Below are 24,362 nucleotides of genomic sequence, written 5' to 3' on the forward strand. Positions count from 1 at the left end.
GTCAGCGCCCCTCGAACTCGGGTCGGGCTTTGGCGACGAACGCTTCCATGCCGATCGTCCGGTCCTCGGTGGCGAACAGCTCGGCGAACAGTTGGCGCTCGATCTCCAAGCCGGTATGCAGATCGACGTCGAGTCCGGTGTCGATCGCGGCTTTCGCGGCCCTCAGCGCCTGAGCGGGACCGCCGACGAACTGGCGTGCCCACGTCAGCGCGGCCTCGTAGACCTTGTCGTCGTCGACCACCTCGTCGACGAGCCCGATGCGCAGTGCTTCCTGGGCGTCGACCATGCGACCGGTGAAGACGAGGTCCTTCGTCTTGGCGGGCCCGATCAGGCGCGCGAGCCGCTGGGTGCCGCCGGCGCCGGGGATCACGCCGAGCTTGATCTCGGGCTGGCCGAGCTTGGTGCTGGCGCCGATGATCCGCCGGTCCGCGGCGAGCGCGATCTCGCAGCCGCCGCCGAGCGCGTACCCGGTGATCGCGGCGACGACCGGCTTCGGGACCTTCGCGAGCAGTTCCACGGCGTCGGTCAGGAAGTGCGAGTGCACGATCATCCGAGCGTGGCTGAGCGTCGCCATCTCCTTGATGTCCGCGCCGGCGGCGAAGACCTTCTCGCCGCCGTACAGGATCACCGCCGCGACGTCGTCCCGCTGCGGCAGCTCGAGCGCGACGTCGCGCAGCTGGTCCTGGATCGCGCGGTTCAACGCGTTCATCGGCGGCCGGTCCAACCGGACCGTCCCGATGCCGTCGGCGACCTCCAGCCGTACGAACTGTTCCGTCCCCACCGTGACCCTCCTTGCCCTGCGACCGGCTGCGGCGAGCGTAGCTGGCAAGGCAAGAAGCGCCTAAATCAACTGTGTCCGTAGGCGCGGAGCGTGCGCTCGGCGTCGAGGGTCCAGACGCCCCGCCAGGCGAGGACGGAGGCCGGGCCGGGCGGCTCCCAGGTCACCGGCCAGCCACCGTCGTCCTGCCGCTGGCTCGCGAGCGCGTCGAGGTGCGCCTCGAGCTGCTTGTCCTCGAAGAACACCCGGGCCGGGCTGTCCGGCGCCGGGGCGAAGTGGAGCGGCGTCAGGCCGTACCCCTCGTCCGGCATCGCCTGGAACCAAGGGAGCTTCGGCAGCTGCTCGCCGAGCGTGCGATACGCCGGCTCGGCCCAGGCGCGGTCGGGCTCGGTCTCGAGGAACCGCGCCACGCACCGAGCGTTGTGGGCGTCGTACGGCTCCGTGTGAGCGGAGCGAGACGGAGACGCGTCGACCTTGCCGGCGACGGCCTGCCGGCAGAACGAGGCCGCCTGGTCCAGCCACGGATGCTCGACGCCCAGCGCGCGGGCGACGCCCACGAGGCGGGCGGTGGGGTTGAGCTCGGGCTGGTACGGGCGGTCGTTCCAGTGGTCGGCCCGAGGGTGATCGAGGATCGACGGCAGCACGATCGGCACTCCCCCGTTCTCGGCCACCGAGGCCAGGAACGGCAGCGTGCGCTCGACGGACTCCGCCGCGCCCGCCCGCACCTCCGGCGAGCCCGCCGCGGCGAGCTCGTCGAGGACGCCGAACGCGAAGTCCGCGCCCAGCGGCTGGCTCTCCGGCGCCAGCACGTCGGCCTCCAGCCCGTGACCGAAGCCGCCGTCGGCGTTGCGGTACGCCTCCAGCGCCGCGATCGCCGCCAGGCCGGGGCCTGGTCACCGTCCAGGTGGAACTCGGCTAGCCGGACCTCGAGCGCCCGGGCATGCTGGCGGAGGAACGTGCGTACGTCGTTCGTCATGCCGCGACCGTAGCCGTCGGGACCGACATCGTTCTTGAACAGAACGGCCTTCCGGAACCGGGCAATCGGTTGCCAGAAACCGCGTTCCGACATATCGTTGCTAGAGGCAACTAATGTCTTCTCGGAAGGCGGTCGCGACCTCCATGGCACGGGCGACGGACCCAGGGTCAGAACTCCCAGAACCAACCGGCACGGACACCTCGCCCCCGCCGCTCTCGCACCGCCGGATCCTCGAGATCGTCTGGGCACTCGTGCTGTGCCTGTTCGTCTCGTCCCTGTCCGCGACCGTCGTCGGTACGGCGCTCCCGACGATCGTCGGCGACCTCGGCGGCCAGGACCAGCTTGCCTGGGTCGCGAGCGCCACCCTCCTGACCACGACGGTCTCGACACCGCTGTGGGGCAAGCTCTCCGACCTGTTCGGCCGCAAGAAGCTGCTGTTCTACGCGATCGGCGTCTTCGTCGTGACGTCCGCGCTCGCCGGCCTCGCCCAGTCGATGGGCCAGCTGATCGGCGCCCGCGCGCTACAGGGCATCGGCGCCGGCGGCATCGTCGCACTGTCGCAGGCGATCATGGCCGACATCGTGAGCCCGCGGGAGCGGGGCCGCTACACCGGCTACCTCGGCGCCTCGTTCGGCGTCGCCACGGTCGCAGGCCCGCTGATCGGCGGCTTCCTCGTCGACGGGCCGGGCTGGCGCTGGTGCTTCTACGTGGGCATCCCGATCGCGGCGATCGCGGCCGTCGTTCTGCACCGCACACTCAAGGTGCCGGCGGTGCACGTGGCCGCGAAGATCGACTGGCTCGGCGCGACGTTGATCACCACCTCGGCGACCTCGCTGCTGCTGATGCTGTCGCTCGCCGGGATCGAGTTCGACTGGGCTTCGGGCTGGACGGTGGCGCTGAGCCTGCTCAGCGTGGCCAGCCTGATCGGGGCCGTGTTCGTCGAGCGCCGGGCCGCCGAACCGATCCTGCCGCCGCGGCTGTTCCAGGTGCCGACGTTCCGCCTCGCGGGGATCATCGCCTCGTTCCTGGTCGGCGTCGCGATGTTCGGCGCGATGATCTACCTGCCGCAGTACCTGCAGGTCGTCCGCGGCCAGAGCCCGACGATGTCCGGGCTGCTCACGTTGCCGCTCGTGGTCGGGATGCTGGTGGTGTCGTTCCTGACCGGCCGCGCGGTGACGAAGTGGGGCCGGTGGAAGGTGTTCCCGCTGATCGGGCTGCCGCTGATGGCCCTCGGTGCGCTGCTGCTGTCGCGGCTGCACTCCGAGACCAGCATGGTGTACGCGTCGGTCGCGATGGTCGTGTTCGGCGCGGGGCTGGGCTTCACGATGCAGACGCTGATCCTCGCGGTGCAGAACACCGTCGAGCGGCGCGACCTCGGCATCGCGACGTCCTCGGCGACGTTCTTCCGTTCGATGGGCGGCGCTGTCGGCGTGGCCGTTTTCGGCGCGATCCTGAGCTCGCGGCTCTCCTCGGAGATCCCGCGGCTGCTGGCCGAGCGCGGCATCCGCCCGCCTGCCGGATCCCTGTCGGACCAGCTGGGAACGCCGGACGAGATCGGGTTACTGCCCGAGGCGATCCGGTCGGTCGTACGTGATGGGTTCTCGATGGGGCTCGACTCGATCTACCTGGTCATCGTTCCGCTGGCTCTGATCGCGTTCGTCGCGGTGCTGGGGATTCGGGAAATCCCCTTGCGCAGCAGCCAATCGGACGCCGTCGTCGAGTCGGAGGCCGAAGCGATCGAGGCCGTGGGACGCGCGGGCGTCTGAGGCTTTCGCGTTGGCCTCGATGCTGCCAGGATCAGGAGGCATGGCGAACGAGGTACGCGCTGTCGTTTCGCGCGCGAAGGGTGAACCGGTCAGTCTCGAGACCATCCTGGTGCCCGATCCAGGGCCCGGCGAGGCGCTGGTCCGCGTCCAGGCGTGCGGCGTGTGCCACACCGACCTGCACTACAAGCTGGGCGGGATCGGCGACGACTACCCGTACCTGCTCGGGCACGAGGCCGCGGGTGTCGTGGAGTCGGTGGGACCGGATGTCACCGACGTTGCGCCGGGCGACTTCGTCATCCTCAACTGGCGTGCCGTCTGCGGGCAGTGCCGAGCGTGCCTCCGCGGCAAGCCCTGGTACTGCTTCTCGACGCACAACGCGACGCAGAAGATGACGCTGACCGACGGCACCGAACTGTCGCCGGCGTTGGGGATCGGCGCGTTCGCCGAGAAGACGCTGGTCGCGGCCGGGCAATGTACGAAGGTGGACCCGTCGACACCCGCCGCGGTGGCTGGGTTGTTGGGCTGCGGGATCATGGCCGGGATCGGCGCCGCGTTGAACACCGGCTCGGTGGGCCGCGGCGACTCGGTGGCGGTCTTCGGCTGCGGGGGCGTGGGGAACGCGGCGATCGCGGGTGCTCGGCTCGGCGGCGCGACCACGGTGATCGGGGTCGATCTGGACGACCGCAAGCTGGAGTGGGCTCGGTCGTTCGGGGCGACGCACACGATCAACGGCTCGTCGGAGGACGCGGTCGCCCGGATCCAGGAGCTGACCGGCGGCTTCGGCGTCGACGTGGCGATCGAGGCGATCGGGTTGCCGGAGACGTACCGGCAGGCCTTCTATGCACGCGACCTGGCCGGAACCGTCGTGCTGGTGGGCGTTCCGACGCCGGAGATGAAGCTCGAGCTGCCGTTGCTGGACGTGTTCGGGCGCGGTGGGTCGCTGAAGTCGTCGTGGTACGGCGACTGCCTGCCGTCGCGCGATTTCCCCATGCTCGTTGACCTTTTCCACCAGGGCCGACTGCCGCTGGACGCGTTCGTGTCGGAGGAGATCGGGATCGGCGACGTGGAGGCCGCGTTCACGAAAATGCACGAGGGCAAGGTGCTGCGTTCCGTGGTGGTCCTGTGAGCATCGAACGGGTCGTGACGTCGGGAACGTTCTCGTTGGACGGCGGGACGTGGGACGTCGACAACAACGTCTGGCTGGTGGGTGACGCGCACGAGGTGCTGGTGATCGACGCGGCGCACTCCGCTGCGCCAATCGTTGCTGCGATCGGGTCCCGTTCGGTACGGGCGATCGTCTGCACCCACGGGCACAACGACCACATCAGCGCCGCCCGCGCGCTGGCCGCCACGGTGCACGCCCCGGTGTGGTTGCACCCATCCGACCGGATGCTGTGGGACGAGGTCTATCCGTCCGAGGCGCCGGACGGGGAGCTGTCGGACGGCCAGATCTTCGAAGTGGGCGGCATCGAGCTCCGGGCGTTGCACTCTCCCGGCCACAGCCCCGGGAGCACCACCCTGCACGCCCCCTCGTTGTCTGCAGCCTTCCCGGGCGACACCCTGTTCCCCGGCGGGCCGGGGGCGACCGGCCGGTCGTTCTCCAGCTTCGACACCATCATCGCCTCGATCCGCGACGTCCTCTTCACCCTGCCACCCGACACGGTGATCCACCCCGGCCACGGCGACACCACCACCGTGGCCAAGGAGTCTCCGTCGTTGGACGACTGGATCGCCCGCGGCTCCTAGGACCTCAGGTGAGCGCCGCGGTGGCGGCGATCAGGTCGTTGCGCCATGCACGGTACTTGGCGGGGTCGCGGGCGTACTCGTAGCTGTCCTTCACCACGTCCGTCGCCGCCAGGAGGTGCTTCGCGCGGGTGAGGTCCGTGCCCGGCGGGGCGTTCTCGACCGCGGTACGGAGGGCGGCGAGCAGGTTGTAGTCCTCCAGGCCGTCGCGCAGGTTCTCCAGGCGGATCGACGGGATCGGCCCGTCCGGCCCGGGGTAGAGCAGCGAGCCGTCGCCGGAGTAGTTGCCGAACGTACGCGGCTCCCATGTGCTCAGCGGTCCGGCGTCGACGACGGGTTTGCCGTACCAGCGGTCGACTCGGTAGTAGAGGAACCCGTCGACGCCGGACTGGAACGACATCGGGCCGAGCATCGTCCGCAGCTGTCCCGGGTCGTAGTTGACGAACACGTTCGGGATCGGATTCGCGTTGCCCACATGGAGATACCACCACGCCTCGCGGCCCGCGGCATGGCGGTCCGCGATCACCTTGGGGTCGTACCAGGGAACGTCACGCACCCACCAGTCGATGAGCTCGCCGAGGCCGTTGCCGGCACCCATGCTGTTGTCGATCGCGGTGGTGAGCACCTCTATGTCGGGGAACCGTTCCTTGAACCTGGTAAGGACGAAACGGATCACCTCGGTGTGCGCGGCGCCGGTCTCGTCGCAGCAGTAGAGGTACGCCTTGTCGATGAAGCCCGCGGCGCGGTACTGGTCGACGTACGGCTGGATCCGGTCGAACAGCTCGTCCGCCTTGGCCGCCCAGGTGTCGGGCTTCGCCGGGTCGAGGAGCCGGGGGTCGAAGTACCAGATGTTGAACTGGCGCAGGCCGCCGCCTTCTTCGTCGATCTTGCGCAGGCTCTCGACGGACGGCGGCGTCTGCTCGTAGATGCTGCGGTAGATGTTGTCGCCCTGGATCCCGTACTCGCCGAGGAACCTGTACTCCTGCGCGATGAGCTTGGCGGCCTCGGTGGGATCGGTAACGCCGTACGGTCCGGCGTAAGCGAGCGGGTCGTGGCCGACGGCGGTGCGCAGCTTCGGCTCCGGCTCGATCGCGACGTCATAGACGCGAACGCGCAGCGCTGCTCGCTGCGGGGCGATGCCGTCCGCTCGGAAGGTGAGCTCGACGGGGTAGAGCCCGGGCCTGGTGCCCTGCTCCGTGCGGACTGTCACCCAGAACGCCTGCAGGTCGCCGTTCGCTGTGGTGACGTTGTCGCGCGCGGTCTGGATCGGGTCGGGGGTCCAGCCCTCGTAGATGCTCGGGCGGTAGGCGGTGGGGTTGGCGGGCTTCTGCTCGACGGGCGGCACCATGTTGATCGCGTACACGGGATGCGCCTCGACGGTGACCTTGTCGGTTGGCCTGCCCGCGATGGTGGCTTGGACGCTGGCGTTGGTGAGCGCCGTGCCGTACGGGAGCGCGACGAGCTGGGTGCTCTCGTACTCGCCTCTCACGACGTCCAGCACGGGCGGCGCGAACGAGCAGTCGCACGGGAGGTCGCGCGGGTAGACGCGGGTCATGGAGTCGGCGAAACCCAGCCCGACGGGGCTGACCGGGCGCGCGACGCGTGCGTCGACGAGACTGGCCAGGCGCTTGATTCGCCAACGCTCGTTGCCGATCGCCTGCCAGATCGCGCGCGCCTCGGTCAGGTCGTCGAGGCCGCCGAGCTCCGCCGCGTACCCGTCGAGCCGCTTCTCGATCTCGCTCGTCTGCTCGCGGAGCGCGACGTCCGGGTCCGCTGGTGTGGGCTTGATACGTGCCCGTACTTTGTCCAACTCGTTGGTCGCGTCGGCGATGGCCTTGGGCAGGGCCATCGCCGCGATCAGCTTCGGAGTGGCTTTGGCCTGCTCCGCGGGAACGTCGGCCGGCTGGTCGGTCAGCCGAATGTCGTCGACGTAGACCTGCTTGGGGTTGGGGGAACGTTCGGTGCTGATCTGGATCTTGGTCAGCTTGCTCAGGTCGACGCCGGCCGCGGCGATGTCGGAGACCTTGATCTGGAAGACGAGGTAGCCGTACGGGTCGGCGAACGCCGAGCGCAGCAGGTACTTCTCGTTCTCGTCCCAGACCACGACATAGATCCGCGCGCGCTCGACCGACCCATTGGCGGCGCTGACGTGGAGATAGGTGCGCTGGCGCCAGTCGACGTCGGGGATGGTGGAGCCGACGTTCAGCCAGACGCGCGGGAAGACCGAGCCCGCCTTGGTGAGGAACGACCCGGCGGACATGAGCATCCCGGCCTGCCCCTCAATGGCGAAGTCCCGCGTCCGCGTCGCCTTGTCGAGGTCGGGAGCGGGAAACGTCGCCCCCTTCAGCGCATCGGCCGCCTCGAAATCCGCCAGCACCACATCCTCACTAGCGACGGCGACCGCCGCAGGAGCCAACACGGCGGCGACCAGCGCTGTGACGAGGAGTAGAACGATCCGACCGAGCCCCAGACGCGACACAAGTCCTCCAAGAGCGATGTCCTAAAGCACAGTTCCCGACCCTCTCGTCTTGCAGCTTCATCGCTCCGACGTACCCATGTCAACGTTGTACAGCTAACGGACGTGGCCACATGTCGACAGCAGCGGATCCGTCAATTCAGATCTGAAAGGTTCCGAAATCAGGTTTCGGACATCAATCGCTGCTGGGGTGCTTGGAGCGGGGCGGGCCGCGGACCTCGGCAGCGGTGACATGGAGGAGGCATCTCGCGGACGCACGTCCTGTTAGTCCGCCGGCTGAACAGCATGCACCTTCTTGGAGCACAGGTGGACGACGGCGACGACGGCAGTTCGCAATTCGGCCAAGTGGATCATGGGTTCGCAGTACTCTCGCAGGAGATGCCAACTACCAGCTCGAGTCCACTCGACTGGTTCGATTTGGCGGTTCCAGAAGGCTGAAGACCTTAGCGAAGCCAGGGGTACGGGTGAGCGATCCAGCTTCTGCTGCTCGGGCGGCGGCAAAACTCAGGGTAGGCAGAGCTGCTCGCGGGATCGTCGACAGAGTGCGACTGCTCGCCGAGCGAGCTACTTGGGTCATGGCCGCGCCGGAGGTCCTCCGTGGCCAGGCACGTCAGCAGGTCAAGCAGCTCACCGCCGAGCAGGTCGAGGCACGGCTTCGAGACCGGCCAGTCTCTGACCTCCGCGGCCTTGCTGGCCTGAGAGCACGGATCGGCCACCTGGAACGACATGGCTTCAGGACAGTCGCGGACGTACGCAAAGCACGACCGCATCGGCTCAGCGAGGTTCCCGGAGTCGGTCCCACGACCGCTGAGCAGGTCAGCCATGCCGCGCGGGTACTCGCGGCCAAGGTCGCGAAGGAGACCAGGGTCCGGATCGACCCGGACCGTCGTACCGCGAGTCACACTCAGCTGCTCGCGACTCTGGCAGCGGTCCGGGCGGCGGACTCCGCTGCTTCAACGTTGCGCGAGCCCCTCGAACGGTTCGTCACCCAGACTCAGCCACTCGTCCCAGAGGCCGAACGGGCAACGAGCAAATGGAACCTGTTCTGGGCTGGCCGAGGGAAGAAGCGTTCGGCTCTGGACGCGCTGGCCCAGCTCGACAGGATCCTTGCCGACCCACGCGTCGTCGCGATCTCCGACGCCTTGGACCAGGTGCCATCTGCCGTCGATCCTGGATCGTATGCACCTGACCAGCTTTGGTACGACTACGAGGTAGACGCAGCGTCGTTCAACTCGCTCCTGTCCACTGTCGGTGGAGCGGGCGAAACCGACGATCTGGAAGCCTCACAGGGATTCATCGACCCCGAGCTGCGGCAGAAGATCACCGCCGTACCTCTCGATACCAGCCTCATGCGGGCCACGCTCCGCAACTATCAGGTCTTCGGCGCCCAGTACGCGGTGCATCAGGAACGCTCGATCCTCGGTGACGAGATGGGCCTGGGCAAGACTGTGGAAGCTCTCGCAGTGTTCGCGCACATGGCCGCTCGGGGACAGCGTCGATTCATGGTGGTATGCCCGGCCAGCGTACAGATGAACTGGCTGAAGGAAATCGAGCGGCACACCCAGCTCACCGCGTACAGCCTCCACGGGCGGGACCGCGAGGCGACTGGTCGGCGATGGCTTCGGCAGGGTGGGGTCGCGGTGACCACGTTCACCACTCTCGGGAGTCTTCGATGCATCGCCGATGCGGACATCGCCATGCTCGTGGTCGACGAGGCCCACTATGCGAAGAATCCCGACGCCAAGCGATCCCAGCGTGTCAAGGCTGTCAGTGATCGCGCGCAACGTACGCTTTTTCTCACCGGGACGCCGATGGAGAACCGGGTTGAGGAGTTCCGAAACCTGGTCGGGTATCTCCAGCCGAGAGTCGCCGCTCGCATCGATCCCAGCGATGGGGTTGCCGGCGCCAAGGCGTTTCGTAGAGCAGTCGCTCCCGTCTACCTCCGTCGCAACCAGGAAGACGTCCTCACCGAGCTTCCCGACAAGATCGAGGTCGAGGACTGGGTCCAGCTCACTCGCGCCGACGAAGTCGAATACCGTCAAGCGGTCGTCCGCCGAAACCTCATGGCGATGCGCCAAGCCGCGTACGTCTCCGCAGACTCGGCGAAACTGGAACGTCTGACGGAGATCGTCGAGGAGGCGTTGGAGGACGGTTTGAAGGTCGTCGTCTTCTCCTATTTCCTCGGCGTCCTGGACACGATCCACAGCAGGCTAGGTTCAGCCGTCGCGGGTGTCCTGACTGGCTCGGTTCCGCCTGCCACGCGCCAGCAACTCGTCGATGCCTACACTCATGATCGTGAACCGTCCGTCATGCTGAGCCAGATCGAGGCCGGCGGCGTCGGACTCAACATTCAGGCTGCTTCGGTGGTCGTTCTCGCCGAACCGCAATGGAAGCCGAGCACCGAGGACCAGGCCATCGCGCGCGCGTATCGAATGGGCCAGATCCGCAAGGTACAGGTCCACCGGATACTGGCGAAGGAGAGCGTCGACGACCGCATGATCGAAGTGCAGGAGCAGAAGCGGCTTCTCTTCGACGAGTACGCACGGAAGAGCGACGCCAAGGACGCGGACACCCGAGCCGTGGATGGGTCCCTCCATCGGCCTGCTGATCTTGATGATCCCTCCATCTCGAGGGGGCGTCGGATCATCATCGCCGAGCAGCACCGCCTAGGGATCGACGAACATGGCGACGACGCGCGGCCTGAAGCGCCAGATCACGCCACTCGTTGAGCATCCTCGGGGTGCCCCGCGGTTACGATGACCTCCGTGGCCTCTGGAGATCGAGACAGTGACCTGAACGCCGACGGATACTCCCAGGCAGCTGACGAGTTCGCGGCGGCTACGGAAGGAGTGGCGAGGGCGAAGATGTTCGGGTCGGACGGGCTCAAGGTCGGGACGAAGTTCTTCGCCTCACTCTCCAGCGAGCACTTCGTCGTCAAGCTCCCCCGCGAACGGGTGGACGAGCTCGTCGAGGCCGGGGAGGGCGTGCGGTTCGATCCGGGGAGTGGGCGGCCGATGAAGGAGTGGGTCGCGCTCGAGCCCAAGACCGGGAAGCAGTGCGAGGGGTTCCTCCGCGAGGCTCATGCCTTCGTTTCCGCGACCGCGGTGTGATACGCAAGAGGGTATGAGCGATTTCGAGGGGCAGGCCGCCGTTGTCATTGGGGCTGGGGCGGGGATTGGGCGGGCCGTCGCGATCTTGCTGGCCCAGAGGGGTGCCAGCGTGGCCTGTGTGGACCGCGACCAGGACACGGCGCAGAAGACCGCGCAGGAGATCGGCCCCAGAGCCATCGCGGTGAGCGCGGATGTCAGCGACGAGACGAGTGTCCAGACAGCGTTCGAGCAGGCAGAGAACGCGTTCGGCCAGGTTCACATCGCGATCAACTGCGCCGGCATCTCTGGCACCACCGGCAAGCAGAGCCACGAGGTCGAGCTCGACGACTTCGACCGGGTCGTCAAGATCAACTTGCGCGGCGCCCTCGTCGTCAGCCAGACCGCCCTCAGGCACATGCTCCAACACAACTACGGCCGCATCGTGCACGTCGCGAGCATCGCCGGCAAGGAGGGGAACGCGAACATGATCGCCTACTCCGCCACCAAGGCCGGCATGATCGGCATGGTCAAGGCGCAGGGCAAGGAGTACGCCGAAACGGGCATCACGGTCAACGCGCTCGCGCCGGCCGTCATCCGCACCGATCTCGTCGCCGCGCTGCCCGACGAGGTCGTCACCTACATGACCGACAAGATCCCGATGAAGCGCACCGGCACCGTCGAGGAGGCCGCGGCCATGCTGGCGTTCATCGCCTCCAAGGACTGCAGCTTCACCACCGGCTTCACCTTCGACCTCACCGGCGGCCGCGCCACGTACTAGACCCGGTGCCCCAGCCGCCGCGAGAGTTCGTCCGCGCCGGAACGTACGTGCGACGCCAGCTCCGCCCCGCGCTTGTCGTTCCACCGCACGATCGGCACCGAGATCGACATCGCCGCCACCGCCTCGCCACCGGTCGAGAGGATCGCTGCCGCCACGCAGCACACCGACTCGTTCGACTCGCAGTTGTCGTACGCCAACCCGTCGGAACGGATCTCCGCCAAGCGCCGCCGCAACGTACGGGGCGACGTGATGCTCCGCCGCGTCAGCCCCTCCAGCTTCTCGTCCAGCGGGAACAGGACAGCCAGCCGCTCGTCCGGCAGGCTCGCCAGCAGCCGCAGCCCCACCGCCGTGCAGTGCGCCGGCAGCCGACGCCCGACCGCGGACACCATCCGCACCGACGCCGTGCTGTCGATCTTCGCCACATACACCACGTCCGTGCCGTCCAGCACCGCCACGTGCACGGTCTCGCCGCACGACGCGGCCACCTCCGCCGCCACCGCCTGCCCCTCGCGCGCGATGTCCAGCCGTTCCGCGTACGTCGACCCGAGGTGGAAGAGCTCGACCCCCAGCCGGAACCGGTTCGAGTGATCCGGAACGGGCGACAGGTAGGACCGCTGCACCAGCGTGTTCACCAGCTCGTGCACCGTCGTCCGCGGCAGCCCCAGCAACGACGTGATCTCCGGGATGGACAGCGCTTCCCGGTGCCCGAACAGCTCGAGGATGTCGAGTGCACGTACGACGGCAGGCACTGACCGGCCGACCATCCCGCCTCCGAAGGGTTGACGCCACCTACGTCCCGTGGTGACGATGTTCGAGTAACCGTATGGTGTCCGATATCTCGAACAAGCTCAAGAGACGGTGCAACGTGGTCGACAAGAACCCACGCCAGTTGCTCGAAGGACTCGGCCTACCAGGTCGCGACTTTACCGAGCTTCCGTCGTCGTCGAAGCGATTCCCGGACGGAGTTCGCTACCGCGTCGAGATCCCGAGCACGGAAGGTCCCGCCTGTCTCGCCGCGGCGCTGGAGGAAGCCGCCAGGCTCGGCGTACCCGTACGGCGCATCTCCCAAGGCAGCGGGGTCTTCCTGCTCACCGACGACGAGATCGACGAGATGGCCGATCTCGCGAGCGAGGCCGGCGTCGAGGTCAGCCTGTTCGCGCGCCCCGCGGCGGGCTGGGGTACGTCGGCCGCCGCCCGCGCGCCCGCCGGCGGTGTCTTTGCTGCCTCCGCGCACGGCCAGGACCAGGTACGCGCCTGCCTCGACGATGCCCTGCGCGCCGCCGAGCACGGCATCCGCTCGGTGTTGATCTCCGACATCGGCGTGCTCTCGGTCTTCGGGCAGCTGCGCGCGCGAGGCGACCTGCCGCCGGACATGCAGGCGAAGGTCTCCGTCATGCTGCCCGTCGCGAACGCCGCCACCGCCCGCGTCCTGGAGGACCTCGGCGCGGACACGCTCAACCTGGTCACCGACCTGACGCTCGGCGAGATCGCCGCGATCCGTTCCACGGTGGACATTCCGCTCGACGTGTACGTGGAGTCGCCCGACAACATCGGCGGATTCCTCCGCCACCACGAGCTTCCGGAACTGATCGAGGTCGCCGCGCCGGTGTACGTCAAGTTCGGCTTGCGCAACGCGCCGGACGTCTACCCGTCAGGCACGCACCTCGACGCGACCACGGTGGCGCTGACCCGCGAACGCGTACGCCGCGCCCGCCTCGGCCTCGACCTGCTGCAGCGCTCCGGCAACACCGAGAAGACCTCCGACCCCGGCGCCGCCGGCCTCGCCGTCCCGGTCAACCCCTCCCCTCGCTAGCCCCCAGCCCGCCACCACCGCCCGCCTCCCGCCCCTCCAAAGTGTGGGGTTCTGGTAGCGACACGCTGGCGTGTCGCTACCAGAACCCCACACTTTGCGACCGTGCAAGGAGGGTCAGCCGAGGTGGGTGCGGAGGTGGGCGGTCAGGGGACGGTCAGCTGGGGGTGGTGGTGAGGCGGATCAGGCTCCAGGAGAGCGGCGGCAGCTCCGCCTCGAGTCGGCCGTCGGCGAGAGAAGGCGCCGGCTGAGTACGTGGCACCACCCGGTCGGGCGCGTCCTTGGTGTTGATCGCGTCCCGGTCCGAGTCGAACAAGGCCACGTGCTCGACCACCCGCGCCGAGGGCAGAGACCGGAGGTCAGCAGACAGCACCAGCGGCTCCGTCAAGGAACGGTTGACGGCAAACACAGCCACCGCGCCAGAAGACTCGTCATAGGTCACGGTCGCGTCCAACTGCGGCACATCTCCGTACAAAGGCGTCGAGACCAGCGGCGACACCGGCTCCACCCGCAGCGCTGCCCCCACTCCGTGAGCGAACGCCAGAGCCATCGGGTGATAGCTCGACTGCCGCCAAGCCGGCCCGCCGTTCTCCGTCGTCATCGGCGCGATCACGTTCACCAGTTGGGCAAAGCACGCGATCTTCACCCGGTCCGCGTGCCGCAGCAGGCTGTTGAGCAGCGACCCCACGACGACCGCGTCCATCACCGAGTACTCGTCCTGCAGGATCGGCGGCGCCTCCGTCCACGGATCCACCGTGTCCTGCCAGGAGCCGCCGGAGTACCACACGTTCCACTCGTCGTACGACAGGTCGATCCGCTTCGACCGGCCGAGCTTCGCCCGGGCGTAGTCGCACGAGGCCACCACGGCCTCGATCATCTCGTCCATGTCGACACCGGAAGCCAGGAATGACGCCACGTCGCCGTTGCGCGGCGCGTAGTAGGAGTGCAACGACACGTAGTCGACCACGTCGTACGTGTGCTCCAGCACCTCCGCTTCCCACGAGGCGAACGTCGGCATCCGCCGGTGCGACGACCCGCAGGCGACCAGCTCGAGCGACGGGTCCACCATCCGCATCGCCTTCGCGGTCTCGGCCGCCAACAGGCCGTACTCACGCGCGGTCTTGTGCCCGATCTGCCACTGTCCGTCCATCTCGTTGCCCAAGCACCACAGGCGAACGCCGTGCGGATCCTTCGCGCCGTTCCGCACCCGCTGGTCCGACCAGTACGAGCCCGCCGGATGGTTGCAGTACTCCACCAGCTCGGCCGCCTCGGCGACGCCGCGGGTCCCGAGGTTCACCGCCATGATCGGCTCGGTCGCCGCCTTGCGACACCACGCCGCGAACTCGTCCACCCCGACCTGGTTGGTCTCCAGCGTCTTCCACGCGAGCTCCAGCCGGCGCGGACGGTCGGCCTTCGGCCCGATCCCGTCCTCCCAGTTGTAGCCGGAGACGAAGTTGCCGCCGGGATAGCGCACGGCGGTCACCCCGAGCTCGCGCGTCAGCTCCAGAACGTCGGTCCGGAACCCGTCCTCGTCGGCGGAGGGGTGATCCGGCTCGTAGATGCCGCCATAGACACAGCGTCCGAGGTGTTCGACGAACGAGCCACGAATCCGCGGATCGATATCGCCGATCTTGAACGCGGGATCCACGACGATGCTGGCCTTGTCCACTAAGTCCTCCGGATGACAGCGCGAACGAACCGTTGACGCCAACAGAACACGATCGTAGCCTGATGTTCAATATCACGTACGGCGTTCGAGATCTCGAACAAGGTTCGCTGCGGGGAATCGAATCGGCGTCGAACGGAATCGAACTGCGGAGGTTCCCTGCCATGCAGACGTTTCCGAAACACGGTGTGAGCCGGCGGGACCTCCTCGGATCCGCTGGCCTGCTTGCACTTTCGGGAGCACTGGTTGGATGCGGCGTCGCCCGGTCGGGCTTCACCGGTCAGCCACCTGCCGCGAACGTCCTCACGTACTGGAACCTCCTCGGTGGCGGCGACGGCGTCCGCATGAAGGAGATGGAGGCCGTCTACCAGAAGGCCAATCCGGACGTCGACCTCGAGGCCGTCACGCTGACCTGGGGCAATCCGTACTACACGAAACTCTCCCTTGCCACGTTGGGCGCCCAGCCGCCGGATGTGGCCATCTCCCACCTCACGCGGGTGTCGACCCTGGCCACTGCCGGACTGCTGCAGCCGTTCCCGCCCGAGGCGCTGGCACGGCACGGCATGACACCGGACAAGTTCGTCGAACGGGCGATCCAGGGCGGAACGATCGACGGCCAGATCTACGCGATCCCGCTCGACACCCACCCGTTCGTGATGTTCTACAACACCGACATCTGCGAGAAGGCCGGCCTGCTGGACAGCGACGGCAATCTCAAGGACGTCGACGACCCGGAGGCGTTCATCGACGCGATGGCGGCGGCCAAGGGCATCACGAAGGCCTGGGGCGGCGCGATGTCGACGATCGCCGACCCGGCGACGGACTGGCGCTGCTTCTTCACCCTCTACAGCCAGCTCGGCGGCACGCTGCTCACCGGATCGGCGCCGGAGCAGATCGTCGAGACCGACAAGGCGGTCGAGGTCCTCAAGTACATGAGAAGGCTCACCGTCGAGGAGAAGGTGATGCCGACCGACATCGACTACGGCGGTGCGGTCGCCCTGTTCGCCAACGGACGCGCGGCGTTCTACTTCGAGGGTGAGTGGGAGGTCAGTACGTTCCTCACCGCGAAGATGCCGTTCAGCATGCAGCGTTACCCGTTGCTGTTCGGCGAGGAGTACGCAGTGCAGGCCGACTCGCACACGTTCGTCCTCCCCGGCCAGGCCGAGATCCCCGACGATCGGCTCGACCGGACGCTCGGATTCATCCGGTCCATGCTCGACCAGGGCCTCACCTGGGGCGGCGGGGGCCACATCCCGACCTGGCTTCCGGTCCAGGAAAGCGCCGAGTACAAGGCGATCAAGCCGCAGTCGAACTACGCCGACGTCGCCGAGAGCGCGGTGTACGACCCACCCGCGTGGTACTCCGGCTCGGGCTCGAACTTCGAGAACATCGCCGGCGCGGTGATCGGCGAGGTCCTCACCGGACGCAGCCAACCCGAAGCCGCCGTGACCCGCATGCAGATCGGCATCAGCAAGCTCGCTCGTACGCCGTCCCCGTTGTAGGAGGATCCGTGGGCACCGCAACGACATTGCCGCCGCGGACTGCCGAAACACCCGCGACGCAGCCACACCGACGGGATCGGAGAACACTGTCGGGGCTGGGCTTCCTCGCGCCGTTCCTCGTTCTCTACATCCTGTTTCTGTTCGGGCCGAGCCTGTACGGCTTCGTGATGAGCTTCTTCAACGCGAGCCTTGTCAAGGGCGGCTTGTCAAGCTTCGCCGGATTCGGCAACTATGCCGAGGCGTTCAGCACACCGGAGTTCTGGTCCGCGCTGTGGCACACGGTGTGGTTCACGATCCTCACCACTCCCCCGCTGGTCGTTCTCGCGCTGGTGTTCGCCTTGCTCGCGGACCGGCTCGTGCGCGGCCGGTGGTTCTTCCGGCTGGTGTTCTTCGCGCCGTACGTCCTCCCGTCCGCCGTCGTCGCGTTGATCTGGGTCTGGCTCTACACGCCGGACCTCGGCCTGTTGAACGACTGGGTCGCGAAGCTCCCCGGCAACCTCGCCGCGCCGACCTGGCTCGGCGACCCGAGCTGGGCGATGATCTCGGTCGCGCTCACCACGGTCTGGTGGACGATCGGCTTCAACTTCGTGCTCTATCTCGCCGGCCTGCAGGACATCCCGCGCGATCTGTACGAGGCCTCGGCGATCGACGGCGCCTCACCGTGGAAGCAGATCACGCGCATCACGATCCCGCTGCTCGGTCGTACGACCACACTCGTCGCCGTCCTCCAGGTCATCGCGTCGCTGAAGATCTTCGACCAGATCTACCTGATGACGGGCGGCGGTCCGGACTTCGCGACGAGACCGGCGATCCAGTACATCTACGACGTCGGCTTCACCGACTACCGCGTCGGGTACGCGTCGGCGGTCTCGATGGTGCTGTTCGCGTTGATCCTCGTCGTCTCCCTCGTCTGGTTCTGGCTGGTACGCCGGCAGGAAAGGGTGTCGTGATGACCCGCCAACGACTGTTCAACGGCGTCTGCATCGGCGCATTGATCGCGTTCGCGCTGCTCTGGATCATGCCGTTCGCATGGGCGATCGACACCTCGCTCAAGCCCGAGGCCGAGACCACGATCGTCCCGGTGACCTGGGGGATCGAGAACCTGACGTTCGACGCGTACACGAAAGTGCTCGGTGCCGGGAACATCCTGCAGTGGTACTTCAACAGCTTCGTGATCTCGACGCTGATCGCGGTGTTCTCGGTCGTGTTCTGCAGCATGGCGGGCTACGCCTTGTCGCGAATCCGCTTCCGTGGCAGCACGTTCGTCTTCTGGTTCATCCTCGCGGGCATCATGATTCCGGGGCAGGCGCTGATCGTTCCGCTGTTCCGCGAGTTCGCGGCGGTGAACCTGATCGACACGTACTGGGCGGTGATCCTGCCGCAGATCGCCGCGCCGGTGGCGGTGTTCGTCTTCAAGCAGTTCTTCGACGGCGTGCCGCGCGAGCTGGAAGAGGCCGCACGCGTGGACGGCGCGTCGAGGTTGCGTATCTACGCGCGGATATTCCTGCCGTTGTCGCGGCCGGCGATCTCGGCGGTGGCGATCTTCACGTTCGTCTGGTCGTGGAACAACTTCCTGTGGCCGTTGCTCGTTCTGACCTCGACCCCGCTGGTGACCCTGCCGGTGGGGTTGGCGACGGTGTCGAGCGCGTACGGCATCCAGTACGCGCAGATCATGGCCTCCGCGGTGCTGGGCGCGCTGCCGTTGCTCGTCGTGTTCCTGCTGTTCCAGCGCCGGATCGTCGAGGGGATCGCCGGGACTGGGCTCAAGTACTAGGGCGTGTGCTCCCCCGTGGCGTGAGGACGGGGGCGAGGAGCGAGGCGGCCGGGACGTCCTTGCCGTCGAGCTGGGCCAGCGCGAGCTCGACCGCTCGCGTACCCACCTCGTCGGCCGGGAGCGCGACCGCGGTGAGGTTGTGGCGTTCGGCCCACTCGTTCGGGCCGATCGCGACGATCGACATGTCGTCGGGAACCCGGCGGCCGAACGTCCGCAGCGCGTGGACGAGCGACTCGACCACGCCCTCGTTGTGCACGATGAGCCCGGTCATGTCGGGGTGGTGGCCGAGCAGGTCGCGTACGGTGGTCTGGACGTCGGCTGGGTTGGGGTCGCACGGGTGCGTGGTGATCGTGATCCCGTGCCGTTCGGCGGCGCCCTCGATGCCGTCGAGCACCCGGGTCGCGAAGCCGGTGCCGCGTTCGTAGACGGCGTACGGACTGCCCACCAGCCCGACGCACTTGTGGCCGAGGCTGGCTAGGTGCTCGAGGCACGCGGCGCCGGCGGCGGAGAAGTCGAGGTCGATGCAGGTGAGGCCGTCGGGGTCCGCGGGGAAGCCGATGAGAACCGTCGGCGTGCTGAGCGCGCGGATCAGCGGGAGGCGTTCGTCCTGCATCTCGACGTCCATCACGATGAGGACGTCGGCGAGTGAGCTGCCCTGGACGCGTTGCAGGCCGCGCTCGCCCTCGTCCTGGGTGAGCAGCAGGATGTCGTAGTCGGACTCGCGGGCGCGCGCGGCGACAGCGGTGACGAACTGCATGAGGACGGGGACGTGGACGCCGGTGCGGAGCGGGATAACGAGCGCGATGATGTTGGTGCGCTTGCTCGCGAGCGCCCTGGCCCCGGCGTGGGCGTGGTAGCCGAGGATGCGGATGCTCTCGTGCACGCGCGCCTGGACCTCGGGCGAGATCGGGCGCTTGCCGCTCAGGACGTACGACACCGTGCTCGCGGCGACGTTGGCATGCCTGGCGACGTCGGCGATCTTGACCACGCGCACCTCCCGGGGTGTTGAAGCGCTTCGACCCCGGTCCGGATCGTAGGCAAGGTCACCCGGACTTGCAACGTTGCAGGTCAGGTCAGCGGGAACATTTGACGCAGGTTGAGCTCGGAGTACGCCACGTGCCGGGTGAGCACGTCCTGCTCCATCGCGGCTTTGGTCACCGGAAGCGTCGTGTGGGTCTCGGCGTTCAGGCGGCAGAAGGCCTCGGCGAAGTTCACGCCCGCGATGCGGCCGTGCTCGCCGTTGTTCGACTCGATCAGCTTCCGCGAGAACAGCCCCGCGTACCCCTGGCTGACGAACTCGTCCATCGCCGCCACCTTGCGCCCGACGACGTCGGTGATGTCGACGTACACGTCGTTGCGCTGCCCGCCCAGGCTCAGCGAGTCGCCGATCACGATCGGGAGCGACGTGAAGAACACCTGCTTGACGTGGAAGTCCGCCGCGCCGTCGAGGTTGAGCAGCGCCTGGGACGCGCGTCCGAGGCCGGCCATCGCCATCATCGTGGCGACCGTGTGCGGGTTGTTCCAGGACTGGTTCAGCGGGTAGTCCATGATCACGACGTCCGGCTGCTGGCGCGCGAGCTCGAATGCGATCCGGTCGACGACGTCCTCCGACACCGCGGCGAAGTTGTCGTCGAGGTCGAACGTGATCACCTCGCCGATGCCGATGATCGAGGCGGCCCGGCGGAGCTCGCCCTTCTTGTTCTCGATGATCTCGTCGAGGCTGGCGCCGGTGATGGACGGATCGGGGTTGTCGCGCCGCCACTCCTCGGCGTACTTGTTCGCGTGGATCCGCCCGCCGTGGGTCAGGATCAGCGCGACGACCTCGTCGCCGGCATCGGCATGCCGGGCGAGCGTGCCGCCGCAGTTGGTGATCGTGTCGGCCGGGTGGGCGTAGATCGTCATGACCTTCATGGGCCCTGACTTCAGACGGAACGCCGTTCCATGTCAAGACCTTGGTTGGCGTTTGGATGCCGGCCCATCCGCTGGGCGCCCTCGACGCCGCCGTGATCATGAACGTGATCATGAAGCTGGACTGGTCGTATACGACGGGTTTGACTTCATGATCACGTTCATGATCACGGACCGGTGGCCGAGGTTGGAGCGGGGTTGGATGAAGGGCACCTTCATCCAAACCTATTGGATGAAGGTGCCCTTCATCCAAGGTCCTGGAGGTTGTCGCCGGTGCTGCGCTTCCCCATCGTGGGTGCCCGAGTAGCTCATGTTTCTTGGCGAAGCTCTTCTGGGTCTGGTGCTGTCTTGGTGCGGTCCTCGATGAGATCTCTCCGGGGGTTGGTGCTCTCGGGTCTGTGGCGGCGGTCGAGTGTGGTGGCCGGTCCGGGGCGCGTCAAGGGCGCCGTTCGAGGGCGCTTCGCGGACGGCGAACGACGTCGCTTCGCGACCGCGGAGCGGCCCTTGACTCGCCCCGGCCCGGCCACCAGTTTCATACGCGCCGCCCCTGCCCCCGGAACAGTGTCCCGGGGGAGGTTCCTTCTTGCTGGGGATTGCTGCCGTGCTCGCGTCGCTTGTTGACCCCCGGTCTCTTGTGGCTCGGATGAAGCCGGGCCTTCCGTCCCCGCTCCGCTTTGAATGAAGGGCACCTTCATTCAATAGGTTCGTATGAAGGTGCCCTTCATTCAATCCTCTAGGCCGGCGGCGAGGACTGAGGCGATCTCCTCGAGGTCGAGGGTCTCCCCCGTCATTGGCTGGTAGTTCGCGTCGTGGATGAGCAACGCCGCGAACGTCGCCGCCACTGCTTCGCGCCGCGCGTCCGGCACCGCCGCGGAGCCGAGCGCGGCGTCCACGGCATCGCGTACGTGCTTCACCGCCTCGCGATACAGCCCCGACACACAGTCCCGTACCTCCGGGTGCGTCTCGGTCTCGCGGAAGATGATCCGCCGCATCCGTTCCGACGAGTGCCCGCTTTCCCGGAAGCGCGCGGCCAGGCGCGTCAGCGTTCCCGCGACGTCGCCCGGGACGATCTCCAGCTCGACGTCGCGCAGCGCGTCCGCGTTCGTTCGCTCCGAGATCAACGCGGTCAGCAGCTCAGTCTTTGTCGGGAAGTAGTGGAACACCAGCCCCTTCGGCACCGCCGCCGCCTCGGCGATCCGGGCGGTCGGGGTCGCGTCGAAGCCGTTCTCCGCGATCAGGTGTTCCGCAGCGTCCAGGATCCGGGACCGCGCGTCGCCAGCGCTCCGGCCGTGCGCGACCTTGCGGGTGGACGAAGCCCGCGTCTTGCTGGTCCGGGGGCTTCGAGAACCAGCAGACGCGGGCTTGGAGGGACGACTCACAGGCAGAAAGCTAACCTGCCACGAGCTTCTTGTGGGCTTGTGACGACTCTGGCAGAGCCCACAGTCCAACGATCACCGCGACCAGACCGATGATCCACGAGGACCAGGCCGCTCCGGCCTCGTTCGCGTAGCTCAGCACCCATGGTGCGACGAACATCAACACGCCGAGGATCGCGTGCACCCATTCGCTCGCGACAGCCCCGGGCGCCTGCAGCGACCAGAGGGCGGAGCCGGCGAGCACGACTCCGAGAACGATCATCGCCCAGACGCCGCCGGTCTCGTTCGGGTTGAACCAGATCGGAGTGAGAGCGAGAACGACGCCAGCAAGCAGGGCAACGTAGTCCTGCCATCGGGCCCACTTCTTGGTGTCCATGGACCTGCCTCCAGCTAGAGCTCGAGTCGGATCTCGATCGAGCACGCTTCGATTCTACGTCGCTGATTGACCGCCCGGTCAATCGTGATGTACGGCACGTCGAGCCGCCCGACACCTGCTGCGAGCGACGGGTCCACCTGGCACACTGCCCAGATGATCGAGACGGGAGGGGACGCCATCGATCCGTGGCCCGACGGCCACCCGCCCTTCGGCGCGACGGTCGACCAGACGGGGACGACGTTCGCCGTGTGGGCACCGATGGCGCGCCAGGTGGAGCTGTGCCTGTTCGACGGCACCGAGGAGAAGCGGCTGCCGTTGCAGGACCGCACGTTCGGCACCTGGCACGGACACGTGCCCGGCATCGGTGCCGGCCAGCGGTACGGCTATCGCGTCACCGGCAGCTGGGACCCCGTCACCGGCCACCGCTTCAACGCCGCCAAGCTGCTCGCGGACCCGTACGCGAAGGCCCTCACCGGCGCGTTCGTCGACCACGACGCGGTGTACGGACACCGCCGCACCACCGGCGACGACACCGTGCGCGACGACCACGACTCCGCGCCGTACGTGCCCCGCTCGGTCGTCGTCGCCGACGACTTCGACTGGGGCGCCGACGTACGCCCGCGCGTCCCGTGGGGCGACACCGTGCTGTACGAGCTGCACATCCGCGGCTTCACGATGCGCCACCCGAAGGTCCCGCCGGAGCTGCGCGGCACGTACGCCGGCCTCGCCCATCCCGCGGTGCTCGAGGAGCTCAAGGCGCTCGGCGTCACGACCGTCGAGCTGCTGCCGGTCCACCACTTCGTCAGCGAGCCCGCGCTGCTGCAGCGCGGCATGTCGAACTACTGGGGCTACAACAGCCTCGGCTTCTTCGCCCCGCACGCCACCTACGCCGCGTCCGGCAGCGAGGGCCAACAGGTGCGCGAGTTCAAGGCGATGGTCCGCGCGCTGCACGAGGCCGGCCTCGAGGTCGTCCTCGACGTCGTCTACAACCACACCGGCGAGCAGAACGAGGCCGGGCCGACGCTCGCCTATCGCGGCCTGCACAACCCGGCGTACTACCGGCTGCGCGACCACGGTCGCCGCTCGCTCGACCACACCGGAACGGGCAACACGCTCAACCTTCGCAACCCGCACGTCGTCCGCCTCGTCACCGACTCGCTGCGGTACTGGGTCGAGGAGATGCACGTCGACGGGTTCCGTTTCGACCTCGCGCCGGCGCTGGCGCGGGCGACCGAGGACGTCGACACGGCCGGACCGTTCCTCACGGTGGTCGGGCAGGATCCCGTTCTGAGCAAGGTGAAACTCATCGCCGAGCCGTGGGATCTCGGGCCGGGCGGGTACCAGCTCGGCGCATTCCCGCCGCCGTGGTCGGAGTGGAACGACCGCTACCGCGACGCGCTGCGAGACTTCTGGCGCGGCGTTTCGCCAGGCGGGCTTTGGGATCTGGCGTACCGACTGTCGGGTTCGAGCGACCGGTTCCGCCACAACGGCCGGCGCCCGTCGGCTTCGGTCAACTTCGTCACCGCGCACGACGGCTTCACGTTGCGCGACCTGGTGTCGTACGAACGCAAGCACAACGAGGCGAACGGCGAGGACAACCGCGACGGCACCGACAACAACCGTTCCTGGAACGGCGGCGTCGAGGGCGAGACGTCCGACCCCACTGTCAACGCCCTGCGACAGCGGCAGGCGCGGAATCTCCTTGCCTCGTTGCTGTTGTCGGCCGGTGTACCGATGCTCACGGCCGGGGACGAACGCGGGCGGACGCAGCATGGCAACAACAACGCGTACTGCCAGGACAACGAGATCTCCTGGTTCGACTGGTCGTCCTCGGAGCCGGGATGGGCGGAGCTGCCGGAGTTCGTCAAGACGCTGTTGCGTCTGCGGCGCGAGCATCCGGTGTTCCGCCGGCCGCGGTTCTTCAGCGGCCGGCTCGACGGGGACGAGGGTCGGCGCGACGTGGGGTGGTTCGGGCCGTGGGGCCGGGAGATGGACCACGAGGCCTGGCACGACCCGCATCTGTTGACGCTCGGGATGTTCTTCGCCGGCGACCGGACGGGGCGGCGGCTGCCGAACGGCGAGCCGGTGCAGGACGACTCGTTCCTGCTCTGGCTGCACGCCGGCCCCGCACCGATCGAGGCCGTGCTGCCGTCCCGCCCGTGGGCGGACGAGTACGAGGTCGTACTCGACACGTCCGAGGAGCTGACCGCGACGCACGGACGGGCCGGGGAGCGCCTCACCCTCCCGGCCCGCAGCGTGGTCCTCCTCTGCGCCTCGTGATCATGTCCGTGATCGTGTCCGTGATCATGAAGGCGTAGCCGTCATATACGCCGTTCTGCCTTCA

General features: G+C 67.8%; 20 protein-coding genes and 1 pseudogene. 12 read left to right on the forward strand and 9 right to left on the reverse strand.

The window, feature by feature from the left end; translation table 11 throughout:
* Position 1 precedes the first annotated feature (1 nt).
* Positions 2–781, reverse strand: a complete 780-nt coding sequence (locus tag JOD67_RS34775; RefSeq protein WP_205121911.1) for an enoyl-CoA hydratase/isomerase family protein — start codon at positions 779–781, stop codon at positions 2–4.
* Between the two features lie 65 nt (positions 782–846).
* Positions 847–1,587 (reverse strand): hypothetical protein, encoded by a 741-nt coding sequence (locus JOD67_RS34780; RefSeq protein ID WP_205121912.1) that lies wholly within the window; start codon positions 1,585–1,587, stop codon positions 847–849.
* Between the two features lie 310 nt (positions 1,588–1,897).
* Between JOD67_RS34780 and JOD67_RS34785 the strand changes: the two genes are divergently transcribed.
* From JOD67_RS34785 to JOD67_RS34795, 3 genes are read left to right on the forward strand one after another with little or no spacing between them, the layout of a single operon-like run.
* A complete protein-coding gene (locus JOD67_RS34785; RefSeq protein WP_205121913.1) occupies positions 1,898–3,520 on the forward strand; it encodes an MDR family MFS transporter in 1,623 nt (540 codons plus the stop codon).
* 40 nt (positions 3,521–3,560) lie between these two features.
* Positions 3,561–4,646, forward strand: coding sequence for an S-(hydroxymethyl)mycothiol dehydrogenase (locus JOD67_RS34790; RefSeq protein ID WP_205121914.1), 1,086 nt, complete (start codon positions 3,561–3,563; stop codon positions 4,644–4,646).
* Complete coding sequence (locus JOD67_RS34795) at positions 4,643–5,266, forward strand: MBL fold metallo-hydrolase (protein ID WP_205121915.1); 624 nt, start codon at positions 4,643–4,645, stop codon at positions 5,264–5,266. Before JOD67_RS34790 ends, JOD67_RS34795 begins: the two co-directional genes overlap by 4 nt.
* A gap of 4 nt (positions 5,267–5,270) precedes the next feature.
* On the opposite strand, the gene JOD67_RS34800 is transcribed toward JOD67_RS34795, so the two are convergent.
* The gene (locus JOD67_RS34800; RefSeq protein ID WP_205121916.1) at positions 5,271–7,742 is read right to left on the reverse strand and encodes a DUF4091 domain-containing protein; all 2,472 of its coding nucleotides are present in this window, start codon (positions 7,740–7,742) and stop codon (positions 5,271–5,273) included.
* A 572-nt stretch (positions 7,743–8,314) separates the two neighbouring features.
* Here JOD67_RS34800 and JOD67_RS40770 point away from each other — a divergent pair.
* The 4 genes and pseudogenes from JOD67_RS40770 to JOD67_RS34815 all read left to right on the forward strand — a co-directional run.
* Positions 8,315–8,548: pseudogene (locus JOD67_RS40770) on the forward strand (helix-hairpin-helix domain-containing protein); the annotation flags it as partial.
* Positions 8,549–8,698: 150 nt separating this feature from the next.
* Positions 8,699–10,468: a DEAD/DEAH box helicase gene (locus tag JOD67_RS34805; protein ID WP_239556254.1), complete on the forward strand. Its 1,770-nt coding sequence runs from the start codon at positions 8,699–8,701 to the stop codon at positions 10,466–10,468.
* A 36-nt stretch (positions 10,469–10,504) separates the two neighbouring features.
* Complete coding sequence (locus JOD67_RS34810) at positions 10,505–10,849, forward strand: hypothetical protein (RefSeq protein WP_205121917.1); 345 nt, start codon at positions 10,505–10,507, stop codon at positions 10,847–10,849.
* A 13-nt stretch (positions 10,850–10,862) separates the two neighbouring features.
* Positions 10,863–11,606 (forward strand): SDR family NAD(P)-dependent oxidoreductase, encoded by a 744-nt coding sequence (locus JOD67_RS34815; RefSeq protein WP_205121918.1) that lies wholly within the window; start codon positions 10,863–10,865, stop codon positions 11,604–11,606.
* Here the strand turns inward: JOD67_RS34815 and JOD67_RS34820 are convergent.
* Entirely contained in the window at positions 11,603–12,370 is a 768-nt protein-coding gene (locus tag JOD67_RS34820) for an IclR family transcriptional regulator (RefSeq protein WP_205121919.1), read from the reverse strand. The genes JOD67_RS34815 and JOD67_RS34820 overlap by 4 nt on opposite strands.
* Positions 12,371–12,471: 101 nt before the next feature.
* Between JOD67_RS34820 and JOD67_RS41545 the strand changes: the two genes are divergently transcribed.
* Positions 12,472–13,419, forward strand: a complete 948-nt coding sequence (locus JOD67_RS41545) for a U32 family peptidase (RefSeq protein ID WP_307782658.1) — start codon at positions 12,472–12,474, stop codon at positions 13,417–13,419.
* Positions 13,420–13,573: 154 nt separating this feature from the next.
* Here the strand turns inward: JOD67_RS41545 and arfA are convergent, their stop codons facing one another.
* Complete coding sequence (gene arfA / locus JOD67_RS34830) at positions 13,574–15,085, reverse strand: arabinosylfuranosidase ArfA (RefSeq protein WP_205121921.1); 1,512 nt, start codon at positions 15,083–15,085, stop codon at positions 13,574–13,576.
* A 161-nt stretch (positions 15,086–15,246) separates the two neighbouring features.
* On the opposite strand from arfA, the gene JOD67_RS34835 reads away from it, so the two are divergent.
* From JOD67_RS34835 to JOD67_RS34845, 3 genes are read left to right on the forward strand one after another with little or no spacing between them, the layout of a single operon-like run.
* Positions 15,247–16,584 (forward strand): extracellular solute-binding protein, encoded by a 1,338-nt coding sequence (locus JOD67_RS34835; protein ID WP_205121922.1) that lies wholly within the window; start codon positions 15,247–15,249, stop codon positions 16,582–16,584.
* 8 nt (positions 16,585–16,592) lie between these two features.
* Positions 16,593–17,534: a carbohydrate ABC transporter permease gene (locus tag JOD67_RS34840; RefSeq protein WP_307782659.1), complete on the forward strand. Its 942-nt coding sequence runs from the start codon at positions 16,593–16,595 to the stop codon at positions 17,532–17,534.
* On the forward strand, positions 17,534–18,358 hold the full coding sequence (locus JOD67_RS34845; RefSeq protein WP_205121923.1) for a carbohydrate ABC transporter permease: 825 nt from the start codon (positions 17,534–17,536) through the stop codon (positions 18,356–18,358). Before JOD67_RS34840 ends, JOD67_RS34845 begins: the two co-directional genes overlap by 1 nt.
* On the opposite strand, the gene JOD67_RS34850 is transcribed toward JOD67_RS34845, so the two are convergent.
* From JOD67_RS34850 to JOD67_RS34865, 4 genes are all read right to left on the reverse strand, one after another.
* A complete protein-coding gene (locus JOD67_RS34850; RefSeq protein WP_205121924.1) occupies positions 18,348–19,346 on the reverse strand; it encodes a LacI family DNA-binding transcriptional regulator in 999 nt (332 codons plus the stop codon). The two genes, JOD67_RS34845 and JOD67_RS34850, sit on opposite strands and share 11 nt — an antisense overlap.
* Before the next feature lie 80 nt (positions 19,347–19,426).
* Positions 19,427–20,260: a PIG-L deacetylase family protein gene (locus JOD67_RS34855; RefSeq protein ID WP_205121925.1), complete on the reverse strand. Its 834-nt coding sequence runs from the start codon at positions 20,258–20,260 to the stop codon at positions 19,427–19,429.
* 731 nt (positions 20,261–20,991) lie between these two features.
* Positions 20,992–21,645, reverse strand: a complete 654-nt coding sequence (locus JOD67_RS34860) for a TetR/AcrR family transcriptional regulator (protein WP_205121926.1) — start codon at positions 21,643–21,645, stop codon at positions 20,992–20,994.
* Between the two features lie 10 nt (positions 21,646–21,655).
* Positions 21,656–22,018, reverse strand: coding sequence for an SPW repeat protein (locus tag JOD67_RS34865; protein WP_205121927.1), 363 nt, complete (start codon positions 22,016–22,018; stop codon positions 21,656–21,658).
* 153 nt (positions 22,019–22,171) lie between these two features.
* Between JOD67_RS34865 and glgX the strand changes: the two genes are divergently transcribed.
* Positions 22,172–24,298 carry a glycogen debranching protein GlgX gene (glgX, locus tag JOD67_RS34870; protein ID WP_205121928.1) on the forward strand — a complete coding sequence of 709 codons (2,127 nt, stop codon included), beginning with the start codon at positions 22,172–22,174 and terminating at the stop codon, positions 24,296–24,298.
* Positions 24,299–24,362: the final 64 nt, after the last annotated feature.

The sequence above is a fragment of the Tenggerimyces flavus genome (assembly GCF_016907715.1).
Lineage (GTDB): Bacteria > Actinomycetota > Actinomycetes > Propionibacteriales > Actinopolymorphaceae > Tenggerimyces > Tenggerimyces flavus.

Excerpts from the sequence above, each read along its gene's own strand:
- JOD67_RS34835 (WP_205121922.1), top strand. The coding sequence starts at position 15,247 with ATGCAGACGTTTCCGAAACACGGTGTGAGCCGGCGGGACCTCCTCGGA.
- JOD67_RS34815 (WP_205121918.1), top strand. The coding sequence starts at position 10,863 with ATGAGCGATTTCGAGGGGCAGGCCGCCGTTGTCATTGGGGCTGGGGCG.
- JOD67_RS34785 (WP_205121913.1), top strand. The coding sequence starts at position 1,898 with ATGGCACGGGCGACGGACCCAGGGTCAGAACTCCCAGAACCAACCGGC.
- JOD67_RS34855 (WP_205121925.1), bottom strand. The coding sequence starts at position 20,260 with ATGACGATCTACGCCCACCCGGCCGACACGATCACCAACTGCGGCGGC.
- JOD67_RS34865 (WP_205121927.1), bottom strand. The coding sequence starts at position 22,018 with ATGGACACCAAGAAGTGGGCCCGATGGCAGGACTACGTTGCCCTGCTT.
- JOD67_RS34790 (WP_205121914.1), top strand. The coding sequence starts at position 3,561 with ATGGCGAACGAGGTACGCGCTGTCGTTTCGCGCGCGAAGGGTGAACCG.
- JOD67_RS34820 (WP_205121919.1), bottom strand. The coding sequence starts at position 12,370 with ATGGTCGGCCGGTCAGTGCCTGCCGTCGTACGTGCACTCGACATCCTC.
- glgX (WP_205121928.1), top strand. The coding sequence starts at position 22,172 with ATGATCGAGACGGGAGGGGACGCCATCGATCCGTGGCCCGACGGCCAC.
- JOD67_RS34845 (WP_205121923.1), top strand. The coding sequence starts at position 17,534 with ATGACCCGCCAACGACTGTTCAACGGCGTCTGCATCGGCGCATTGATC.